Origin of the sequence: Streptomyces sp. NBC_01214 (assembly GCF_026340975.1) — a bacterium.
GTDB lineage: Bacteria > Actinomycetota > Actinomycetes > Streptomycetales > Streptomycetaceae > Streptomyces.
The window spans coordinates 1,217,116-1,238,087 of sequence record NZ_JAPEOS010000002.1 but is presented as its reverse complement, the minus strand read 5'-3'; the positions used below and the strand labels follow the sequence as shown (position 1 = coordinate 1,238,087).

15 protein-coding genes and 1 pseudogene are annotated in these 20,972 nt (G+C 70.8%); 3 read left to right on the top strand and 13 right to left on the bottom strand.

Features of this window, described 5'->3' with window-relative positions:
* Positions 1-2 precede the first annotated feature (2 nt).
* From gatC to OG594_RS30570, 8 genes and pseudogenes are all read right to left on the bottom strand, one after another.
* A complete protein-coding gene (gatC, locus tag OG594_RS30605; RefSeq protein WP_030010586.1) occupies positions 3-299 on the bottom strand; it encodes an Asp-tRNA(Asn)/Glu-tRNA(Gln) amidotransferase subunit GatC in 297 nt (98 codons plus the stop codon).
* A gap of 357 nt (positions 300-656) precedes the next feature.
* Positions 657-2,615 (bottom strand): annotated as a pseudogene (locus tag OG594_RS30600) (putative bifunctional diguanylate cyclase/phosphodiesterase); the annotation flags it as partial.
* Between the two features lie 617 nt (positions 2,616-3,232).
* On the bottom strand, positions 3,233-5,434 hold the full coding sequence (gene ligA, locus OG594_RS30595) for an NAD-dependent DNA ligase LigA (protein WP_266605215.1): 2,202 nt from the start codon (positions 5,432-5,434) through the stop codon (positions 3,233-3,235).
* Positions 5,435-5,465: 31 nt separating this feature from the next.
* Positions 5,466-6,449 carry a methionine synthase gene (locus OG594_RS30590; protein ID WP_266605213.1) on the bottom strand — a complete coding sequence of 328 codons (984 nt, stop codon included), beginning with the start codon at positions 6,447-6,449 and terminating at the stop codon, positions 5,466-5,468.
* Entirely contained in the window at positions 6,446-7,135 is a 690-nt protein-coding gene (locus OG594_RS30585; RefSeq protein ID WP_266605211.1) for an SDR family oxidoreductase, read from the bottom strand. Before OG594_RS30585 ends, OG594_RS30590 begins: the two co-directional genes overlap by 4 nt.
* Before the next feature lie 253 nt (positions 7,136-7,388).
* Positions 7,389-8,342: a hypothetical protein gene (locus OG594_RS30580; RefSeq protein WP_266605209.1), complete on the bottom strand. Its 954-nt coding sequence runs from the start codon at positions 8,340-8,342 to the stop codon at positions 7,389-7,391.
* Positions 8,342-8,686: a DUF1330 domain-containing protein gene (locus OG594_RS30575; protein WP_266605207.1), complete on the bottom strand. Its 345-nt coding sequence runs from the start codon at positions 8,684-8,686 to the stop codon at positions 8,342-8,344. The genes OG594_RS30580 and OG594_RS30575 overlap by 1 nt, the downstream gene beginning before the upstream one ends.
* Positions 8,687-8,775: 89 nt before the next feature.
* On the bottom strand, positions 8,776-9,741 hold the full coding sequence (locus tag OG594_RS30570; RefSeq protein WP_266605205.1) for a GlxA family transcriptional regulator: 966 nt from the start codon (positions 9,739-9,741) through the stop codon (positions 8,776-8,778).
* Between the two features lie 116 nt (positions 9,742-9,857).
* Here OG594_RS30570 and OG594_RS30565 point away from each other — a divergent pair, with 116 nt between their 5' ends.
* Positions 9,858-10,781 (top strand): NADP-dependent oxidoreductase, encoded by a 924-nt coding sequence (locus OG594_RS30565; protein WP_266605203.1) that lies wholly within the window; start codon positions 9,858-9,860, stop codon positions 10,779-10,781.
* Positions 10,782-10,794: 13 nt separating this feature from the next.
* On the opposite strand, the gene OG594_RS30560 is transcribed toward OG594_RS30565, so the two are convergent.
* From OG594_RS30560 to OG594_RS30550, 3 genes are all read right to left on the bottom strand, one after another.
* The gene (locus tag OG594_RS30560; protein ID WP_266605201.1) at positions 10,795-11,529 is read right to left on the bottom strand and encodes a M48 family metallopeptidase; all 735 of its coding nucleotides are present in this window, start codon (positions 11,527-11,529) and stop codon (positions 10,795-10,797) included.
* 44 nt (positions 11,530-11,573) lie between these two features.
* Positions 11,574-15,170, bottom strand: a complete 3,597-nt coding sequence (locus OG594_RS30555; protein WP_266605199.1) for a type I restriction endonuclease subunit R — start codon at positions 15,168-15,170, stop codon at positions 11,574-11,576.
* Positions 15,171-15,279: 109 nt separating this feature from the next.
* Positions 15,280-15,729, bottom strand: a complete 450-nt coding sequence (locus OG594_RS30550) for an ATP-binding protein (protein ID WP_266606641.1) — start codon at positions 15,727-15,729, stop codon at positions 15,280-15,282.
* Between the two features lie 334 nt (positions 15,730-16,063).
* Between OG594_RS30550 and OG594_RS30545 the strand changes: the two genes are divergently transcribed.
* The gene (locus OG594_RS30545; RefSeq protein WP_266605197.1) at positions 16,064-16,918 is read left to right on the top strand and encodes a helix-turn-helix transcriptional regulator; all 855 of its coding nucleotides are present in this window, start codon (positions 16,064-16,066) and stop codon (positions 16,916-16,918) included.
* Between the two features lie 12 nt (positions 16,919-16,930).
* Positions 16,931-17,116 carry a DUF397 domain-containing protein gene (locus OG594_RS30540; RefSeq protein WP_266605195.1) on the top strand — a complete coding sequence of 62 codons (186 nt, stop codon included), beginning with the start codon at positions 16,931-16,933 and terminating at the stop codon, positions 17,114-17,116.
* Positions 17,117-17,129: 13 nt separating this feature from the next.
* Here OG594_RS30540 and OG594_RS30535 read toward each other — a convergent pair whose 3' ends face one another.
* Positions 17,130-18,344, bottom strand: a complete 1,215-nt coding sequence (locus OG594_RS30535; protein ID WP_266605193.1) for a hypothetical protein — start codon at positions 18,342-18,344, stop codon at positions 17,130-17,132.
* Positions 18,334-20,934, bottom strand: a complete 2,601-nt coding sequence (locus OG594_RS30530) for a type I restriction-modification system subunit M (protein ID WP_266605191.1) — start codon at positions 20,932-20,934, stop codon at positions 18,334-18,336. Before OG594_RS30530 ends, OG594_RS30535 begins: the two co-directional genes overlap by 11 nt.
* Positions 20,935-20,972: the final 38 nt, after the last annotated feature.

The following is a 20,972-nucleotide window of genomic DNA, read 5'->3' as shown; positions in this document are numbered from 1 at the left end:
TGTTAGTCCTCCCCCAGGATCTGCGGCACCTTGAAACGCTGCTGCTCCTGGGCGGGAGCACCGGAGAGCGCCTGCTCGGGGGTGAGCGACGGACGGACCTCGTCCGCGCGCATGACGTTCGTCAGCGGCAGCGGGTGGGAGGTCGGCGGGACGTCTTGGTCGGCGACCTCGGAAACGCGGGCGACCGCGCCGATGATGTCGCCGAGCTGTCCGGCGAAGTGATCCAGCTCGTTGCTGGACAGCTCAAGGCGCGCCAGCCGAGCGAGGTGGACGACCTCCTCGCGCGTAATGCCAGGCATGCAGCGATCCTCTGGGGGTGGGTGGATGTGTAGTTTCGGTCCCAATCCTATGGGGCCGGGCCCTCGGCCCGCGAAACGGTTTGGACCGGTGCCGGGACGGGACCGGGCGAGGGCCGCTGCACGGGGCCTCCCGGGCGCCGCCCGGACCCGCGCCTCAATCGCCGGCGGGGCTGAAGGCACGGGGCCTCCCGGGCGGCGCCCGGACCCGCGCCTCCATCGCCGGCGGGGCCGAAAGATCCGGGGCTCCGCCCCGAACCCCGCGCCTCAATCGCCGGCGGGGCTGGATGGTGCCGGCGTTTGAGGCGCGGGGGTCCAAGGGCAGGCCCCCGGCGGCGCGGCCGGTCGGGCCGCCGGCGGTCAGACCGCGTCGGCCTCCGCGGCGGCGAGCTCCGCCGTGATGTCCGCCGGGCGGCGCCAGCCGCGCTCGCCGCGGGCCAGCAGCCAGGCGGTGGCCTCCTGCGGCGGCATGGCGGCGGCGACCAGCCAGCCCTGGACGGCGTCGCAGCCCAGGTCCCGCAGCCGCTCCCACGTCTCGTCGTCCTCCACGCCCTCCGCCACGACCAGCAGGCCCAGCGAGTGCGCGAGGTCCACCGTGCACCGGACGATCTCCGCGTCCTGCGTGTCGACCGCCAGCCGGCCGACGAACGACCGGTCGATCTTCAGCTCGCTGACCGGCAGGCGGCGCAGGTGGACGAGCGAGGAGTAGCCGGTGCCGAAGTCGTCCAGGGACATCTTCACGCCGTGACCGGTGAGTCCGGCCATGGTGTCGGCCGCCCGCTGGGGGTCCTCCAGCAGGACGTGTTCCGTTATCTCCAGCTGCAGCCCGCTCGCCGGGACCCCGTGGCGGGCCAGTCGCGCGGCGACCGCGCCCGCGAAGCCCGGGGTGTGGACGTCGCGGGGCGATACGTTGACGGCCACCGGGACCTTGAGGCCCTGGGCCCGCCACCGCGCCACCTGGGCGAGGGCCGTCTCCAGTACGTACTCCGTCAGGTGCGGCATCAGCCCGGAGGTCTCGGCGATCGCGATGAACTCGTCCGGGGACACCCTGCCGCGCTCCGGGTGCACCCATCGCACCAGGGCTTCGAGCCCGGCGACCTGGCCGTCGAAGCGGACCTTCGGCTGGTAGTGGAGTTCCACTTCCCCGGCGTCGAGGGCCCTGCGGAGGTCGCCGAGCAGACCCAGGCGGTCGGGGGTGTTGCTGTCCCGCTTGGACTCGTACACCTCCACGCCCGTGCGGTCGCGCTTGGCCTGGTACATCGCCACGTCCGCGCGCCGCAGCAGCCCCTCCGCGTCGAGCGCGTGGTCGGGGAAGACGGCGAGGCCCGCGCTGGCCTCCAGGACGAGCGTGAGGCCGTCCAGGTCGAGGGGGGAGCTGAGCTCCGCGACCAGGTGACGGGCGATGCGCTGGGCGCTGGTGGTGGAGTCGGCGAAGGGGAGCAGGACGGCGAACTCGTCGCCGCCGAGCCGGGCCGCCTCGGCGTCCTCGGGCAGCGCCTGGCGCAGCCGTTCGGCGATCTGGAGCAGCAGCCGGTCGCCCGCCAGGTGCCCCAGGGTGTCGTTGACCGCCCGGAACCGGTCCAGGTCGATGAGGACCAGGGCGGCCCGGGTGCCGGAACGTTCGGCCTCGTCCAGGGCGGACCAGGCCCGCTCCAGCAGCCACTGCCGGTTGGGCAGCCCGGTCAGCGGGTCCCGCAGCTGTTCCTCGGCACGGGCCCGTGCGATCCACAGGGTGGAGTCCAGTGCGATCAGCGGTACGGCGAACAGCGGCAGCAGGACCGGCTGGCTGATGGCCACGACGCAGATCAGGGGGGCGATGCCGAGCAGCGCCACTGCTACTAAGGCCTGCCGGAGCAGGGCGGTGCGGGCGACGGTGGGCAGCCCGTCCCCGCGCGGGGCCAGCGCGATCCAGAGCAGGAACCGGGTGGCGAGCAGGTAGGCGACGGCGACGAAGACGATCTCGGGGACCGCCTCCAGCCCCCAGGAGGTGGGGAGCCAGGGGGTCTCGACGGAGGGCACCTCGCCGAAGGCGGCGAGGACGAGGGCCCCGGCACCGATGCCGAGGATGTCCACGGAGCCGTGCAGCAGCCCCTGGCGCCAGCGGTGCCGGCGCGCGGCCCCGACCAGGGAGACCACTGCCAGCGAGACCAGTCCGGCGGGGACCCAGCCGTAGAGGATGAGCACGCCGAGGGTGAGGGCCGCGCCCGATCCGGTGCCGCCCCACCAGCGATCGCGGCCGAGGGCGACGAGGTGGCCGACGATGATGCCGGTGAGGAGGGCCAGTGCCCAGCCGACCGGCCCGCCGGGGAACAGCGCATGACGGCCGCTCAGCGCGGAGACGATGCCGATGGTGAGCACCGTGACGGCGAGGCCCACGACGAGGAAGGGCAGCACACCGCGCCGCCCCTGCCCGCCCGCACCGGTGGGGACCGGTCGGGTCTCCGGTGTCCTGGCACCCAGGACACCGGGCCTGCCCGCCCGGCCCGCCCGCATGGACGGGAGTTCCCCGCCGAATTCAGGTGACGGGTCGGCGCTTTCGGTGGGTTTCATGCCCGTACCTCTCACAGCCGGCGATGCCGATGTCACGCGATGGCCCCGATGTCATGCCACCACGGCCGAAATCGCATCCTGCAGCCGTGCACGACAGGCGCACCCCTCAACAGTAGGACGCGCGAGGCTCCCAGGGGCAGCGGTCGGCAGTGGTTGCCCGAATGCGACCCAGCCATCCTCATCAGTACGGTATCCGCCGAACGGGTGAGTTTGGACCGGGGCCCCCCGTCACCCATCCGATGATCCGACAGCTCACCGCCCTGCGACCAGCCTTGTACCGGCCGTTTACCACCGTTCGCCGCGCCTGGCGTGCGCCCGCCCGTACGGCCGCACGCCACGCATCCGTTCGCCTTCGCTACTCCCCCTCGGCGATTCCCCCGCCGGTACTACTGCGTTTCGCCCCCGCCGTCCACCGGGAGCGCGGCCTCCCGTGCCGCGTCCGGCCCCTGCTCCAGCAGTACGGCGAACCCGGCGTCGTCGAGGATCGCGAGCTTGAGCTGAACGGCCTTGTCGTACTTCGAGCCGGGGTTGTCCCCGACCACGACGAAGGAGGTCTTCTTCGACACGGATCCGGTGACCTTGGCGCCGCGGCTCTGCAGGGCCTCCTTCGCGCCGTCCCGCGTGTGGCTCTGCAAAGTTCCGGTGACGACGACGGTCAGCCCCTCCAGCGGCCGCGGCCCCTCCTCCTCGGCGGAACCTTCCTCCTCCATCCGGACCCCGGCCTCCCGCCACTTGCGCAGGATCTCCTGGTGCCAGTCGACGGCGAACCACTCCTTGAGCGAGGCGGCGATGATCGCGCCGACGCCCTCGGTGGCGGTCAGCTCCTCCTCGGTGGCCTGCTCGATGCGCTCGATCGAGCGGAACTCGCGGGCGAGGGCCTCGGCCGCGACCGGTCCCACGTGACGGATCGACAGGCCGTTGATGATGCGGGCGAGCGGGCGGTCCTTGGCGGCGGCGATGTGCTCCAGCATGGCCAGGGCGTTCTTCTTCGGTTCGCCCTTCTGGTTGGCGAAGACCGTGACGATCTTCTCCTCGCCCGTCTTCGGGTCCCGCTTGGGCAGTCCGCTGTCCGGGTCGAGGACGTACGCCTTGATGGGCAGCAGTTGCTCGATGGTCAGGCCGAAGAGGTCGCCCTCGTCCAACAGCGGCGGCTCGGCCGGTTCCAACGGGCCGGTCAGCGCGGCCGCCGCCACCATGCCGAAGTTCTCGATGTCCAGGGACTGCCGGCCGCCCAGGTAGAAGAGCCGCTCGCGCAACTGCGCCGGGCAGGTCTGGGCGTTGGGGCACCGGACGTCGATGTCCCCCTCCTTCATCGGCCGCAGCTCCGTCCCGCACGCGGGACAGCCGGCCGGCATCACGAACTCCCGCTCGGTGCCGTCGCGCAGGTCCACCACCGGGCCGAGGATCTCGGGGATGACGTCGCCCGCCTTGCGCAGGACGACGGTGTCCCCGATGAGGACGCCCTTGGCCTTGACGACTTCCTGGTTGTGCAGGGTGGCGAACTCCACCTCGGAGCCCGCCACCTTCACCGGTTCCACCTGCGCGTACGGGGTTACGCGGCCGGTGCGGCCGACGCCGACCTTGATGTCGATCAGCTTGGTGTTGACCTCTTCGGGCGCGTACTTCCAGGCGATCGCCCAGCGCGGGGCGCGCGCGGTGGAGCCGAGCCGGCCCTGGAGGGAGATCTCGTCGAGCTTGACGACCACGCCGTCGATCTCGTGCTCCACCGAGTGCCGGTTCACGCCGTAGTCCGCGATGAACTCCCGGACCTCGGCGAGCGTGGCGACCACCTTGTTGTGCTGCGCGGTCGGCAGACCCCACTCGTGCAGCAGCTCGTACGCCTGCGACTGGCGCTCGATCTCGAAGCCCTCGCGGGCGCCGATGCCGTGGACGACCATGTGCAGCGGGCGGCTCGCGGTGACCTTGGGGTCCTTCTGCCGCAGCGAACCGGCGGCCGCGTTGCGCGGGTTGGCGAAGGGCTTGCCCTCCGCCTCCACCAGCCGGGCGTTGAGCTCCTCGAACTTCTCCATCGGGAAGTAGACCTCGCCGCGGATCTCGACGAGGGCCGGGATCCGGTCTCCCTTGAGGCGGTCCGGGATCTCGGCGATGGTGCGGACGTTGGGCGTGATGTCCTCACCGGTGCGGCCGTCGCCGCGGGTGGCCGCCCGGGTCAGGCGGCCGTTCTCGTAGGTGAGGTTGACGGCGAGGCCGTCCACCTTGAGCTCGCACAGGTAGTGGTAGTCCGAGGTGTTCACGTCCCGGGCCACCCGCTCGGCCCAGGCCGCCAGTTCCTCGTCGTCGAAGGCGTTGTCGAGGGAGAGCATGCGCTCGCGGTGCTCGACGGAGGCGAAGTCCGTCTCGTACGCCCCGGCCACCTTCTGGGTGGGCGAATCGGGCGTGCGCAGCTCCGGGTACTGCTCCTCCAGTGCCTCCAGCGAGCGCAGCAGCTGGTCGAACTCGGCGTCGCTGACGACCGGCTGGTCGTTCACGTAGTACCGGAAGCGGTGCTCCTCGACCTGCTCCGCCAGCAGCGCGTGCTGATCGCGCACCGCCGTCGGTACTGCCGTGTCCTGCTGTTCGGCTGCCATGCCGTGTCCTCCCGTGGCCCGTCTTCGACCGTCACTCAGGGTTGTCGGCGAGCGACCTCGCCGCCCTGACGCAATGCGCCTGCACCGCGCGGGCGTAGGCGGGCGAAGCGCCCGCCAGACCGCACGACGGGGTGACCACGACGGACTCCGCCAGAGTCCCCGGGGCCAGCCCCAGCCTGCGCCAAAGCTTCCTGACACCCATGACGCTACCGCCCGGGTCCGACAACGGGGCGTCCGTGCCGGGCACCACTCCGGCGAAGAGTTTCGTGCCGCCTTCGACCGCCTCCCCGATGGCGTCGTCCTCGCGCTCGGTGAGCAGGGAGAAATCGAACGACACCCCCGTGGCACCGGCCCTGCGGAGCAGGCCGAAGGGGACCTCGGGCGCGCAGGAGTGCACGACGACCTCCCCGTCGTGGACGGCGAACAGGTCGCGCAGCGCGCCCTCGACCACCTGCCGGTCGACGGCGCGGTAGGTGCGGTAGCCGCTCGCCGAGCGGACCCGGCCGAGCAGGACGGCCGTCAGGGAGGGCTCGTCGAGCTGGAGCACGACGTCGGCGCCGGGGATGCGCTTGCGCACGTCGGCCAGGTGCTCGCGCAGGCCCTCGGCCAGCGATCCGGCCAGGTCCCGGCAGGCCCCCGGGTCCTGGAGCATGGCCTCGCCGCCGTGCAGTTCCAGGGCGGCGGCCAGCGTCCACGGTCCGACGGCCTGGACCTTGAGCTTCCCCGCGTACCCCTGGGTGAACTCCTCGAGCGCGTCGAGGTCCTCCCCCAGCCAGGACCGGGCCCGCTTCGAGTCCCGTCCCGGGCGGTCGCTGATCCGCCAGCCGCTGGGCTCGACGTGGGCGTACATGTCGACGAGCAGTCCGAGGGACCGGCCGATCATGTCCGCGCCGGGCCCGCGGGCGGGCAGCTCGGCGAGGTAGGGGAACTCTTCGAAGGACCCGGTGACGGTCTTCGCTGCCTCGCGGGCGTCGCCGCCGGGCAGCGATCCGACGCCGGTGGCGCCGGCGCTCATCGGCCCGGCCGGACGCTCAGGTCGTTGACCTCGGCGTCGCGGGGCAGGTCGACGGCCATGACGATCGTGGTCGCGACGGACTCGGGGTCGATCCAGGCGGCCGGGTCGTACTCCTTGCCCTCCTGCGAGTGCACCTTGGCCTGCATGGGGCTGGCGGTGCGGCCCGGGTAGACGGAGGTGACGCGGATGCCGTTGGCCCGCTCCTCGCCGCGCAGCGAGTCGGCGAGGGCCTTGAGCCCGTGCTTGGAGGCGGCGTACGCGCTCCAGTCGGCGTGGGCGGTCAGGCCGGCGCCGGAGTTCACGAAGACGACGGTGGCCTTGGAGGCGCGCAGGGTGGGCAGCAGCAGCCGGGTGACCTCGGCGGGGGCGATCAGGTTCACGTTGAGCTGCTGGTGCCAGGTCTTGGGCCGGAGCTCGCCGACCGGTCCGAGGTCGACGATCCCGGCGATGTGCAGCAGGGAGTCGATCCGCTCCGGGATGGCCTGCTTGGAGAACGCCCACGACAGCCGGTCGGGGTCGGCCAGGTCGCCGACGAGGGACGTGGCGCCGGGGTAACGGTCGACGAGCTCGCGGGCCCGGCCGGCGTCCCGGGCGAGGAGGACGAGGTCGTCGCCGCGGGCGTGCAGCCGGGCCGCGACGGCGGCGCCGATGCCGGAACCGGCGCCGGTGATCAAGTGAGTAGCCATACCGCCCATGCTCGCACCCCCGGGCGGGCGCGTGGGCCGAAGGCCGAGGTCAGGTGCCGACGGCCGCCGCTCGGTCCCGCTCGCCGGCCGCCCGGCGCCGGCCGCGCGCCCCTGCCTGACGGCGAGGCCGGAACCCTCGGTGACGGTGGGGCCGGAGGCCTGGACGATCATGGTGTGCGCGAGCGCCGGGCCGGGCCGGCCCGCACGTCGCCCGGGGCTCCCGGTCCGGGCGGCCCGGCCGCGCGCCGGATGCTCAGCCGGCTGCGGCGGCCCGCCGGGACCGTTCGACGACCGCCCGTGCCAGGGCCGCCCGCTGCCCGGTGACCGCGGGCGGGAAGCCGGTGCCGATGACGATGTGCGGGTGCGCGGCGGCGAGCTGTGCCCGCTGGTCGGCACGTGGCCCGGCCCAGCGCTCCAGCGCCTCGTCGCGCACGGCGTCCAGCGCGGCCGCCGGGTCGCCCGCGGGCGGGGTGAACAGGCCGGGGGCCGACCGGGCGTGCTCGCTCCAGCGGTCGGCCCAGAACTCCACGGTCCAGCCGGGCCAGCGCGCGGCCGTGCGTCCGGCGTGGGGCACGATTCCGGTCAGCCACCAGCCGACCCTGCGGGCCCCGGGATCGACATGGACGCCGGCTTCGGCGCGGCCCGCGTACGCGGCGTGGCCGGGGGCGGCCGAGAGCCGGTCGAGGAGCGCCGGGCCCTCGACCACCGGATGGTCGTCGATGTGGGCGAGGACGTGGCAGCGGCCGGATCCGACCGTGACGACGGCGACCATCGGGTCGGCGTCGGCCAGCTCCTCGTCGTCGGCCTCCAGGGGCGGGCCGGGGTACGGGCTGTCGCGTACGTACCCCGGGTCCAGGCCGACGTGGGTGCGCAGGCCGCTCTGGCCGTCGTACGCCCAGCGGATCTCCCATCCGGGCCAGGCGAGCCCGAGGAGCAGCCACCAGGCCGCGCGGGTGCGCATGGCCACCGACGGGCCTTCCTGGGCGAAGACCAGGAGCAGTCTGCGCGAGGAGTCGATCAGGGCGCCCGCTTCGCACATGTCGTCGTCGTACCAGGGGCCTTCCTCGAGCCGGTGGCCGAGGACGAAGGGCAGGACCGCCTCCGGGCCACCGAGCAGGTCGAGATCGAGGCCGACGGCGCCGAAGGAGGAACCCCGGCGCTCGTACCCCTCGGCGCCCGCGATCACGAAGGTGGCCCGGTTGCCCATCAGAGGCCGGCTTCGGCGCGCAGGGCGGCGGCCGTCTTCGAGGCGTCGTAGTCGGCGGGGACGCCCTCGACGAGGATGACCTCTCCCGCGATGTGGTCGGTGCGCAGCGGCAGGATCGCCTGGTAGGCGTCGGAGGCGTACCAGGCGCGGGCGCTGTCGATGTCCGGGAAGCCGATCATGACGACGGTGCCGGGGAAGGGGCCCTCCAGGACCTCGACCTCCTTGCCGTGCACGAGGAAGCGGCCGCCGAAGGGGTCCAGCGTCGACTGCATGGTCTCGATGTAGGTGAGGACGTCCTCGTTCATCGTCTCGGGGCGGATGTGGGCGATGGCGTACGCGGTCATGGTCTGCTCCCCTGTCAGCCGGCCCGTCGCTCCGGGCCCGTTGGTCCGATCCTGTCAGCGCGCGGCCTCGACGGCGATTACTTTGCGGGTCACGCCGGGGCGGGCTGGAAGGTGCGCCGGTAGGCGATCGGGGAGACGCCGAGCGTGGAACGCATGTGCTGGCGCAGGGAGTTGGCCGAGCCGAAGCCGGCGCGGTGGGCGACGAGGTCGACCGGCAGGTCGCTGGACTCCAGCAAGTGGCGGGCCAGTTCGAGGCGTTGCGCGGTGAGCCACTGCACCGGGGTCATGCCGACCTCGTCGCGGAACCGGCGGGTGAAGGTGCGCAGGCTCATCCGGGCGTGCGCGGCCAGTTCGGCGAGGGTGACCGGTTCGGCGAGGCGTTCCAGGGCCCACGCGCGGGTGGCGGTGGTGGTGGCGACGGTGGGCTCGGGGACGGGGCGGTCGATGTACTGGACCTGGCCGCCGTCGCGCCAGGGCGGGACCACGCACAGTCGCGCGGCCCGGTTGGCCACGCCCGTGCCGTGGTCCTGGCGGATCAGGTAGAGGCAGAGGTCGATGCCGGCGGCCACGCCGGCCGAGGTCAGGATGTCGCCGTCGTCGACGAAGAGGACCTCCTCGTCGAGGCGGACGCGCGGGAAGCCCCGCTGGAACTCGGGCGCGTGCAGCCAGTGCGTGGTGGCCGGCCGGCCGTCGAGCAGTCCGGCGGCGGCCAGGACGTACGAGCCAGTGCACAGGGAGACCAGCCGGGTGCCGGGTCGGATCGCCGCGAGGGCGTCGGTCAGCGGCTGCGGCAGGGGGGCGCCGTGCGCGAGCTCGTCCATGGCGTGGGTGGGCGTGACGATCACGGTGTCGGCGGCGGCGAGGGCCTCGGGGCCGGCCGAGACGCCGACGGTGAAGCCCGCGTCGCTGGCCACGGGCAGTCCGTCGGCGGTGCAGACGGTCACCTCGTAGAGCGGGTCCCCGGCCTCGTCGTGGGCGTTGCCGAAGACGCGGGAGGGGATGCCGAGCTCGAACGGAGGGACCCCTTCGAGGGCGAGTACGGCAATTCGGTGCATGGCCAGATCCTGACACATGGTGGCCGTACGGCCAACACTGCGAGGGGCGGCGAGCGGGGAGGGTGAGGTCATCGGCCGGGCCACCGGCCGGCAAGAACCCAGCAAGGAGACAAGTCATGCGTGCCGTCGTCATCAGCAAGTGGGGCGGACCCGAGGTCCTCGTCGAGACCGAGGCCGAGCGTCCGGAGCCCGGTATGGGCGAGGTCCTGGTCCGGGTCCACGCCGCCGGGGTCAACCCGGTGGACTGGAAGACGCGCGAGAGCGGCGCCCTGATCCCCTGGGGCCCGGTGCCGGCGGTCGGCTGGGACGTGTCCGGCACCGTCGAGGCCGTGGGACCGGGCGTGACCCTGTACCGGGTGGGCGACGAGGTCTACGGGATGCCCCGCTTCCCGCAGCAGGCCGGCGCGTACGCCGAGTACGTGACGGCCCCCGCCCGGCACTTCGCCCCCAAGCCGGCTGCGCTGGACCACGTACAGGCCGCGGCGCTGCCGCTGGCCGCGCTGACCGCCTGGCAGGCCCTGGTGGACACCGCGGGGGTGAGCGCCGGACAGCGGGTGCTGGTGCACGCGGCGGCCGGCGGGGTGGGCCACCTGGCGGTGCAGATCGCCAAGGCCCGCGGCGCGTACGTGATCGGCACCGCGAGCGCGGGCAAGCACGCGCTGCTGCGCGAGCTCGGCGCCGACGAGGTGATCGACTACCGCACCACGGACTTCGAGGACGCCGTCGCCGACGTGGACGTGGTGATCGACGCCATCGGCGGGGACTACACGCGGCGCTCGCTGAAGGTCCTCAAGGCCGGCGGCCACCTGGTGACCCTGCCCGGCCCCGACTCCCTCCCGGCCGATCCGCAGGGGGTGCACGCCTCCTGGGTCCTGGTGGAGCCGGACCTGGGCGGCCTGCGGGAGATCGCGGCGCTCGTCGAGCAGGGCCTGCTGAAGCCGCTGGTCGACACGGTGTTGCCGTTGGAGCAGGCCGCGAAGGCCCACGAGATCGGCGAGCAGGGCCGCACCACCGGCAAGATCGTCCTGACGGTCGCCTGAGCGCGGTCCACACCTACCTGACGGCCCCACGCCACAGGAACGGTTCGTCCCGCTCGAACCATGCCTCACGCCGTTCGAAGTCGGGGAGGGCGAGACTCATCGCCCGCCGGAAGGCCGGGCCGTGCCCCGGCTGCTTCACATGGCAGAGTTCGTGGATGAGCACGAAGTCCACCAGGTCGGCGGGCATCTGCAGGACCGCCCAGTGAACCGTGATGAAGCCGTCCGGGGTGCAGGATCCCCACCGCTGGCCGAGGTCGCCCACTGTGATGCCTGTAGGTCGCACCCCGATGCGCAGGGCGACCGCGGGAGCGCGGGGGGCGAGCCACCGCCTTCCCCGATCCGTGTACCACTCGGCGAGGGCCTCCGACCCTGCCGCCGGTGTGCCGTACTGAGGTAGCTCCAGCCACCCCGCACGCAGCCGCACGCGCGCCCCCGGGCCCGCCGGTACCGGCCTGAGCCGGTACCGGCGCCCGAGGTAGGCGAAGCTGCTGCCGCCGACGAGCTCCTTGACCGGCTCGGCGGGACGGGCGTGGCGGCGCCCGACCTCATCCGCCAGCCGCGGCAGCCGGGACCGGACGGCGGCGGCCACCGCTCGTGGGTCCGCGTCCGCCGGGACGGCGAAGAGCACCTCCCCGTCCGGCGTGATCTCGATCCCCAGGGTCCGGCGCCGGGGCCGGGACTCGACGCGCCAGCTCCACCCGTCGGGGAGGGGAAGGGAGGCGATCGCCTGCTGGACTGAGGTACTCACCCGGCATTCCTACCACCCGGCTCGGACAGTGGGACGACACCCGCTCAGCGGTCGTGGCGCGTCGGGTAGCGCAAGAAGTCGTCATGCCGGTGCAACGCGAGCTCGACCAGCAGGTTCGCAATCGGCCCGGTATCAGTCCAGTCGATGTGCAGTTCGGCCTCCAGATAGTTCCGAAGCTCCTTGCGTACCCGTTCCCGGGCATCGGTCAGGGTGGTGAAGTTCGGCGAGCGCACCAGCCCGGCGATCTTCCAGGTCACATCTCGCGCAGCCTGGTAAAGGTCGATTCCATCCGGAACCACCGGGCCGCCTTCGGAGTCCGCCTTCCGGGCCAGCACGGCGTACACCGGCCCCTCGGTCCACCGGTCCAGCCCCGTGCCGGACTCCTGCCCCCCGTCCTGCTCCGAGGCGATGATGTCGCCTGCAAGCACGGAGAGAGCGGCGACGGCCTCCTCGAATTCCGTACCCATCCGCTGGATGACGGCCTCCAAGCGCTGGCTGAACTGCTCGTACTGGCTCAGGCCCGTCTCCAGCCGCGCAGTGATGTGGGTGTGGATCCGGCTGGTGAGGTACGAGATCCGCGCCCGCGGATCGGTGTTGGCGTCGACCCGTTCCATGAAGTCGGGCGCGCTGAGCTCCACCTGCGGGACGCGTTCCACGATCCGGGTCGCCTTGAGGTGCGCGGCGATCAGCGCACGCACCTTGGCCCCGTAGCGGCGTGGGCTGAACTGGTCCCGGCCGTCGAGGTAGCGCACGCGGGCGAGGTACTGCACCTCGCCGAGCAGGCCGGCGAACGCCTCGTACCGGAGCGCGAGCGGCCGGGGCAGTACGGCGTTGAGCGCGTTGAAGAAGTCGCGGGCCAGTTCGTCGAACTCGCCCCGCAGGTACGGGTCCTCCAGAGCGGCGAGCAGGTCCTCGCGCTGCCGCTCGTCGCTGAGATCACCGGCGCCCCGGATGCCCAGGAAGTCGGCGAGCCGCTTGTAAAGATCGGCGAGGAGGGCGTCGGCCGCCGCGTCGGTCTGGAGCCACATCCTGCCCGTGGCCGGCTGCTCCCCGTCGGCGTGGGTGTCGGGGTCCAGGTGGTCGAACGACACGTCCTGGTATCCGAGCACCTCGCGCAGATCCGCCTCCTCGTACTCGGCCATCGACTTCGCCAGTTCGGGTCCTACACCGACGTAGTCGACGACTTGGCCCCACTCCTTCTTCGCGTAGGGGCGGTTGGTACGGGCGATCGCCTGGAGCAGGCCGGCACCGAAGAGCGGGCGGTCGAGGTAGAGGACCTGTTCCACAGGGGCGTCGAAACCGGTGAGCAGCATGGACGTGACCACCAGGAATCCCAGGGGCCGTTCGGTGTCCTTGCCGCCCGGCCGCCGCTGCCCGTCGCCGTGGTCCTCCCCGCCCCCACCGTGCCATGGGTCATGAGCCGAGCCATCCGACCCCGAGTGCACACCGCTGTGTGGCTTCCCGTGCGTCTGGGCCGTCCAGGACGGATCGTCGCCCACGTCGAAGGGGTCGGGCACCGGAACGCCACGCCGGAACCGGTCGATGTTCGCCTTCTGGCTGTTCGGCCGGGTCCACGGGTCCCAGTCCTTGGGGTCCTTGCCCGCTCCGTGCTTCTGTGATTTCGAGATGACCACGGCGGCGTCGATGGAGGCGAGAACGTTCCGGTAGCGGAGAAGGCCGGTGAGGTCGACTTCCCCCTCAAGGACGGGCGCCGGGTCGTGGGCATCGCCGCCCAGCCCGTCCAGGTCCGCCACCAGGCGGCTCAGCGCTTTCGCGATGGCCTCGTGGTACGCCACGGCGGCGCGCCGGGACACGGCCACGACCTGGGCCCCGAACCCGTCCGGCATGGCGCCCGAGGCCCAGTGCCGCACCATGTGGTCGGCCTTCGCGGCGATCACCGAGGGCGATTCGAGGACCTCCTTCCTACGGCCGAACGTCCGCAGCACCCGGCGCCGCTTCTCGGGGTCGCTGGGGACCTGCTTGTCGAAACCAGCGTCCAGCCCAGCCTTCTCGATGACCTCCAAGTCGACCTGGTGGGCCTCGTAGCGGACGGGGACGACGGCGCCGTCGACCTCGGCGTCCCGAAGGGTGTAGGTGTCCGCGAACCCGCCGAAGATGTCCTCGGTGCTCTTGCGGGCCCCGCTGAGGATCGGAGTACCGGTGAAGCCGACCATGGCAGCGTTGGGAAGCATGGCGCGCAGGCGGGCGTGCTGCCAGGCGCTCTGGCCCCGGTGCGCCTCGTCGATCAGGACGACGATGTCGGAGCTCGCGTTCGCCACCCGGTTGTGGAGCCGGTCCTGTCCGTCAGGGGAGTCAGCCAGCACCTCGTCCCGGCCGTCGAAGGCGGTGTCGTCCCGGCGGGCCTTCTGCAGCATGACCAGGACGACGTCCGGTACGTCGACCCCCAGGTAGCTGCGGGCGGATTCCACCGACCCTGGGTGGTAGATCTTCTCGTCGGCAGCGGCCAGACTCTGGCTGATCTGCTGTTCTAGATCCCTCCGGTCGGTTACGACGACGACCTTGTGGCGGGCCAGGTCGCTGCTGCTGCGCAGGTAGCGGACGAGGAAGGCCATGGTGAGGGACTTGCCCGAGCCCTGGGTGTGCCAGGTGACTCCGCCGCGCTGGTCGACGTCCCGGCCCTCGGCGATGGCTCGTCGCCGGTCCCGCAACCGTTTCGCGATCTTGTGTACGGCGCGGAACTGCTGGTAGCGGCCGATCACCTTGACCGTGCGGGGGCCGCGCCCGGCCTCGGTGGTGAAGTCCCTGACCAGGGCCAGCAGGTGCGCCGGGCGGAGCACGCCGCCGACCAGGGTCTCCTGGGCGTGGAGTTCCCGGCGACTCTCGGGCACGGCGGCCTCGGCCCGTACTTTCCCCTGCGGTGCTGGGTACACGGTCCGCCACGGCGCGAAGTGCTCCGGCTCCGCGCTCACGGTGCCGAGCTCGGCGTGGTCCCGGTCGGTGGCCACCAGCACCTGCGCGAAGCGGACGAACTCGGCGACGGCCTCGTCCTCGTCGGCGCCGGCGTAACCGATCACGTCCTCGACGGCCCAGTCGATGGCGAACCGCTTGTCAGCAAGGCTCGCCAGCGGAGCCTTGCACTCTATGACCACCCAGGGCAGGCCGTTGACGAACAGGGCGAGGTCGGGGGTCACGTCAGGGGCCCCGCGCCGCTGCACCTTGAACTGGGAAACCGCGAGCAGGTCATTGCCGGTTCCGGCGTCGCCCAGTTCGGGGAACTCCCCGTTCCAGTCGACCAGTCGGACATGCTCCGGGTCGCCCTTGCTCCACCCGGGGAGCGTGCGCGCGTTGATCCCCTCGCGCAGCATCCGGGTGACGTGGAGGTTACCGGCCACTCCGCGCTCGGCCGGGCCCTGGCCCGGCGCGGTGCCGAGGAGGAGTGCGAGGAGGTGGTCCAGCTGGGCGTCGGTGAGCCAGGTCTCGCAGTCCCGTCCAGGGTTGATACGGGCCACGGCGGCGCGGAACAGGTCGGCGTACACGACCTCCTCGAACGAGTCCCGCCCGGACCGAGCAGGGTCGTTCGCCGGCTCTCCCGCAGGCGCGCCCTCCAGATGGCGCCACCCCATGGCGACCAGCTGACCGATGAGCGGCCCTTCGACCTTGTCGTACTCCGGCTGCGCCATTCCTGGTCTCCCCGCCCCGTGGTCGTACGTCGCCCCACCCCTGTCGCTGTCGAACAGGGGTAGGAGCCACTTTACCTACGGGCTGGACAGGCCCGGGGGGACGCGGAGTTCAGGCCGCGAGGGCGGCGACGGCCGGGGGCGGGGACCCGTCGTCGGCCGCCCGGAGTTCGAACCAGATGGTCTTGCCGCCGACCCCGAACAGGGTCTCGTCCGGACAGCAGCCGCCCCACTGGTCCGCGATGAGTTCGAGTATCACCAGCCCCCGTCCGCCTTCGGCGTCCCCGTCAGGCGCCGGGAACTCCATCGGGAACACCGGACTGCTGTCGGACACACTGACCCTCAGCACGGGGTGCGCCCAGCGCAGCCGTACGGAGGCGGGCCCCTTGGTGTGCCGGACGGAGTTGGTGGCGAGTTCGGAGGTCAAGAGCTCGGCGCGGTCGGCGAGTTCGTCCAGCCCGTGCGCGTCGAGCACGGCACGGAGGGTGGTGCGAGCGATCCAGGGCGCCCGGGGATCGCGGGGGAAGCGGAGCTCGTACTCCCAGGGTTCGGCGTACGGAATCGGCGACGGGGTCGGACTGTGCGCTGGGCTTCCTTCTACTTCCGGTTCCACGCGGGCACCTCCATGTGCGGCGTGACGGGCCATTGCGTCGGCCACGCGTCGCGTTAGCAACGTCCACTCCGTGCCGGTGGCTTGCCGGTGCCGACCCCTTGACGGGCCGGGCATCCGGTGCGCTTCCGGCGACTCGGGCGGTGGGATTGTTGTGGCTTGCCTCACACCGTAGCCACGTTCTGCATAACGGTGCTACCCATCTCGCTTTAACGAGTGAATATTTACGTTCCAGTGGACTGGCACCACCCGCATCGGCAAACTGTGCGCGAGCAAGGAGAGTTGAATGGCCCCCAGGCATGCCCCCACCATCCGCCAACGTCGGTTCGGCGCCGAACTTCGACGGCTTCGCAAGGCCGCAGACATGACGGCGCCCACAGCTGCGAGCCTCCTCGGAACCGACCGCACCGTGATCTCCAACATCGAGGCCGGGCGCTTCGGTATCAGCGAGGAGCGTCTTCGCCGGCTCGCAAGCATCTACGAGTGCGACGACGCCGGCTTGATCGAGGCTCTTGCCTCCATGACGGGTGGACGCAAGGGCGTGTGGTGGGAGGAGTACCGAGGGAAGATCCCTACCGGGTTTCTGGACGTCTCTGAACTTGAGCAGGACGCGATCCGACTGCGAACGGTACAGACGACACATCTCCCAGGCCTGTTTCAGACCGAGGATCACTCCCGAGCGATCTTCGAACTCTTCACCCCGCCTCTACCGCGCCTGGAGGTGGAACTGCGTGTCGCTCATCGTCTGGCCCGCCAGGGCGTGGTGACTGGAGACGGCACCACCCCGTACGTCGGCGTGATCCACGAGGCCGCCCTGCGGATGCAACTCGGCGGCAGAGCGGTGGCTCAGGCTCAGCTCAACCATCTCGCCGAGTCGAGCGAGCGCGCCAACGTGACCTTCCTCGTCATCCCGTTCGCGGCAGAAGGGTTCCCGCTCATGGGGGACTCGTCAGTCCTCTACGCGGAGGCCACCAACCAGCATCTGGACACAGTCCACATGGATTCCCCGACCGGGGCAGTCTTCATCGACGCGCCCACACAGTTGGCTCACTTCCGTACCCGGCTGGACTTGGTGGAGAAAAAGGCGTTGACTCCGAAGGCGTCAAGGGACTTCATCCGTGCGATTGCCAGAGAACTGTAAGAGGTAGCGCTCTTGTCCGAGCTGGTCTGGTTCAAGTCGTCGTACTCCGACGCTGGAGGCAACAACTGCGTCGAGGTGGCAGTCTGCGAGGGCGATGGTGTGGCGATCCGGGACAGCGTCTTCCCCACCCGCGTCATCACGACCAACAGGACTGCACTCGCAGCGCTGATTACCAGTGCCGCGCGGACGAGCAGCTGAGCCGTTCCGGACGTCAGCCCAACGGCACGCGCACTCGGCCACTCAGCAGGTCCTCAACGAGCCCCTGCTGCACCACATGTAGCTTCTCAATCTGCCTTCCCAGAACTTCGACTTGCTTCCTGCTCCACAGCAACGCGTCGGATACGCGCCTTTGCTCATGAACTGGAACGTCCGGCACGGCCAGTCGCTCAATAGCTGCCTGACCGATGTTCTTCATGCTGCCACTCGTACCTGTCGCCGCCGCCTTGATCTGTACACGGACTTCCGAGCTCGCCAAGACGGCCTCGACGTATGCGGCGACCGCAACCGACTCATCAAGCACAAGCCTCAGGGTCTTGTCGCTCATCATGAGTCTGGGTGGCGGTTGATGCGCCACACACGCGAGGCCGACAAGGTCCTCGGTGTTGGCGCGAGTCATCAGCAGGTCTCCCTCCCTGACTTCATACTGCGGGCTGATCAGGGAAGGATCGCGGAGGACCTTGTTCTCACGTGCGACAAAGCGACCGGCTTGCACCGCGCTGACCCTGAGCACCCCCCACTCACCGGGTCCGGCCGGGAAACCTTCAGCAAGAGGGCTCTTGCCAGCCTCGATCCGCTGGAGCCACGACTTGAGCGGGATCCTACGGTTCCCAGGAACGGATGACCGGGCGATCAGAGCACTCTGCACTGTTCGACGCTTGTCACATACACGCTCCAGCACGGCGATGCGACGCTCGATCGCCTCGTAGGCGGCCACGATTCGGCGCTGTTCAGCGAGTGAGATATCCGGCACTGGTAGCCGCCGGATCTGTTCTTGGCCGATGTTCTTCATGCTGCCGCTTGTCCCAGTGGCCAGCGACCGGATCCGCTGCCGGAGAGACGGTTGCGCCAGCACGAGGGCCAAGAAAGCCGGATCAGCTAGCGATTCGTTCACGACGAGGCGCAAGGTCTTGTCACTGAGCATGAGGCGCGGAGGAGGAGCAACGGCAACGCAGGCGAGGCCAACGAGTTCCTCGGTGTTGGCACGCGTCATCAGCAGATCGCCGGGCCGCACCTCGTACAGCGGTTGAATCAGCGACGCGTCGCGAACGGCTTTATTCTCTCTCGCTACGAACCGGCCCCCCTGGATCGCGCTAACCTTGAGCACGCCCCACTCGCCATGGCCAGCAGGAACGTCATCAGCCATTGGGCTCTTGCCGGCCTCGATACGGCAGAGCAGATCGTCGAGTTCGACGAAACTACCGCGCATAGCCAAGCTCCTTCAGCCAAGTGCCGAACTCGCCCGCCGCGCCGATACTCTCCGTCTCAAGGTCCTCGAGCGAGACGGCGTACTTCTTCGCCCACCGCTGTACGGACGCGACCAGTTCGCGGCGGCCCGCGGCGACTGCCGCGTCAAGGCGGGTAAACACGGCGGTGTCCAGCACGGACAGGACCACGCTCTGCGCGCCGCCGTCCTCTTCCTTCGCGAGCTTGGCGGCGGCCTTCAAGGCAGAGAGGAAGCGCGCGTCCAGTGCCGAGCGCTTCTTCGATGCCGCCGTGCGGTCCTTGCGGCAGCGGGCGACCACAGCCTCCAACCGAGCCAGCTCCTCGGGGGCGACCGGGGTTCGCTCCTCCGCGTCCTCTTCGGCGTCCCCATCAGGGTCTGCGGTGGGGGGCTGGGCGGTGGCCAGTTCTTCCACTGCCGTCTTGCAGGCCGCATCAGCCGCAGCCAAGGCCTCATCCGCGCGGGACACCTCGGCCAGGAACTCCGGGATCAGCACCCGGACCACCGGCTCGTCCATCGCGCGGCGGCGATCCGCAGCCGAGACGGAGGTCTTCGTACGGCCCCGGCCACGTCCGGCGCCGGAACCGGTGCTGGGCTCGTCCGTCTCCGGTACGACCGGTTCGATCATCGTCTCTACCGAGTCGACCCAGCCGTCGAGTACGCGCTCGTACCCGCCTGCCGCAAGCGCCTTCAGGTCGTAGCGCGTGACCGTCCACCAGTCGGCCATGATGCCGGCCGTCGTGTACTCGTCCAACACTCCGGGCTTGCCGATGGCCTTGGTGAAGTCGGAAACCAACTGATCACGCAGCTTCATCAGGCGCTGGTTCGCGATCAACGCCGAGAAGTGGGCGCTCTGCTCCGACCACCACTTCTCGTACGTCTCCCGCAGCGCCGCTTCCTTCGCCGCTGTCAGCGCGGGGACTCGGGCAGCCGTCGCCTCCGGGCCCTCCGGGAGGAAGTCGACGTACTCCTCGTCGTCGGCACGCGGAGCGAAGAGCGCCGCCGAGTCGACGCCGTACGCCGCGAACAGCTTCGCCTTCGCCTCGATCTCGGACTTCGGCACCCCGCCGTACAGGTGCGCGCGGACATCCTGGGGCTCCGCGGGCGGGGAGTTGTCCACCCAGCGGCGGATGTTCAGATTGGCGTCGGCGGCGAGCAGGTCCTCGACGCTCACCGCGCGCGAGTAGCCCGGCTCCTCCCGCCAGTGCTTGAAGACCGTCGCGATCTTCTCGACGTGCTCGGGGCCGAGTTCGTTCTGGTTGCGCACGGCCCGGAAGTCGCGGTCCGCGTTGATGAAGAGGACATGCCCCTCCCGCTGGCCGCGCTTGCGGTGCGGAGGCCGCAGGACCAGGATGCAGGCCGGGATGCCCGTCCCGTAGAAGAGGTTGGGGCCGAGACCGATCACGGCCTCGATGCAGTCGTCCTCCAGCAGCTTGACGCGGATGTCCCGCTCCTTGCCGCTGCGGAACAGCACACCGTGCGGCATGACCGTGGCAGCCGTGCCCCGCGCCTCCAGCACGGAGATCATGTGCTGGACGAACATGAGGTCGGCCTTCTTGCCGTTCTCCGGGGTGTCGCCCCACTTCATCCGCCAGCCGTGCTTGTCGTCGGCCTTGGCGACGAGCTCGGCGTCGTAGTTCAGCGAGAACGGCGGGTTCGACAGCACCTTGGTGAAGGTACGCAGGCGCCCGGCCGGGGTCAGGTGCAGGGGCTCGGTCAGGGTGTCGCCGTGTTGGAGATCGAACTCACGGATGCCGTGGAGGACCATGTTCATGCTGGCCATGGACCAGGAGGGGCCGTTCTTGTCCTGACCGTTGATCGACAGGTCGTCCGGCGATCCGCCGTGTTCCTCCACGTGCTCATGCGCCGCGATCAGCATGCCGCCCGATCCCGCGCAGGGGTCGTAGACGCTGTCCCCGGGCTGCGGGTCGACAAGGCGGACCATCATCCGCACGACCTCGCGCGGGGTGTAGAACTCACCACCGCGCTGGCCCGCCGAGTCGGCGAACCGGGCGAGCAGGTACTCGTACGCCGCGCCCAGCATGTCGGGGAACTCGAAGTCCTCGTTGCGCAGGCGGTACAGGCTGAAATGGCGGATGAGCGAGCGCAGCTCGGCGCTCGTGAAGCGCGGCTTGGTGCCGACGATCTCGTTGAAGGAGATGTGCGAGGCCACGCCCGCCAGCCGGCTGTGGCTGCCCTGCAGGGCCACCAGCGCCTGGTCCAGGCTCTCTCCGACCTTGTCGACCAGCATGGAGAGGCCGGGCAGCGGGTGCTCGGGCTGCTCCGGGTTCTCGTGCGGGCCCTTCCACCAGCGGGCCCGGGGCGGGACGTAGAAGACTCGCGGGTACTTGTCCGGGTCGTTGGCCCGCTCCAGAGCCTTCGCCCGGTCTTTGGTCTGCTCCATGGCCTGCTTGTAGACACGCTCCCACTCCGGCTGGAACTCGTCGGAGGAGCGCTTCAGGAACAGCATCCCGAAGATGTAGTCGCGGTACTCCGAGGCGTCCATCCGGCCACGCAGGATGTCCGCGGCCGAGAAGAGGTGCCGTTCCAGCTGGGGCAGTGTGATACGAGCCACGCACCGGTCCTTCGTAAGCCGTGGGAGTTTCGGGAGAA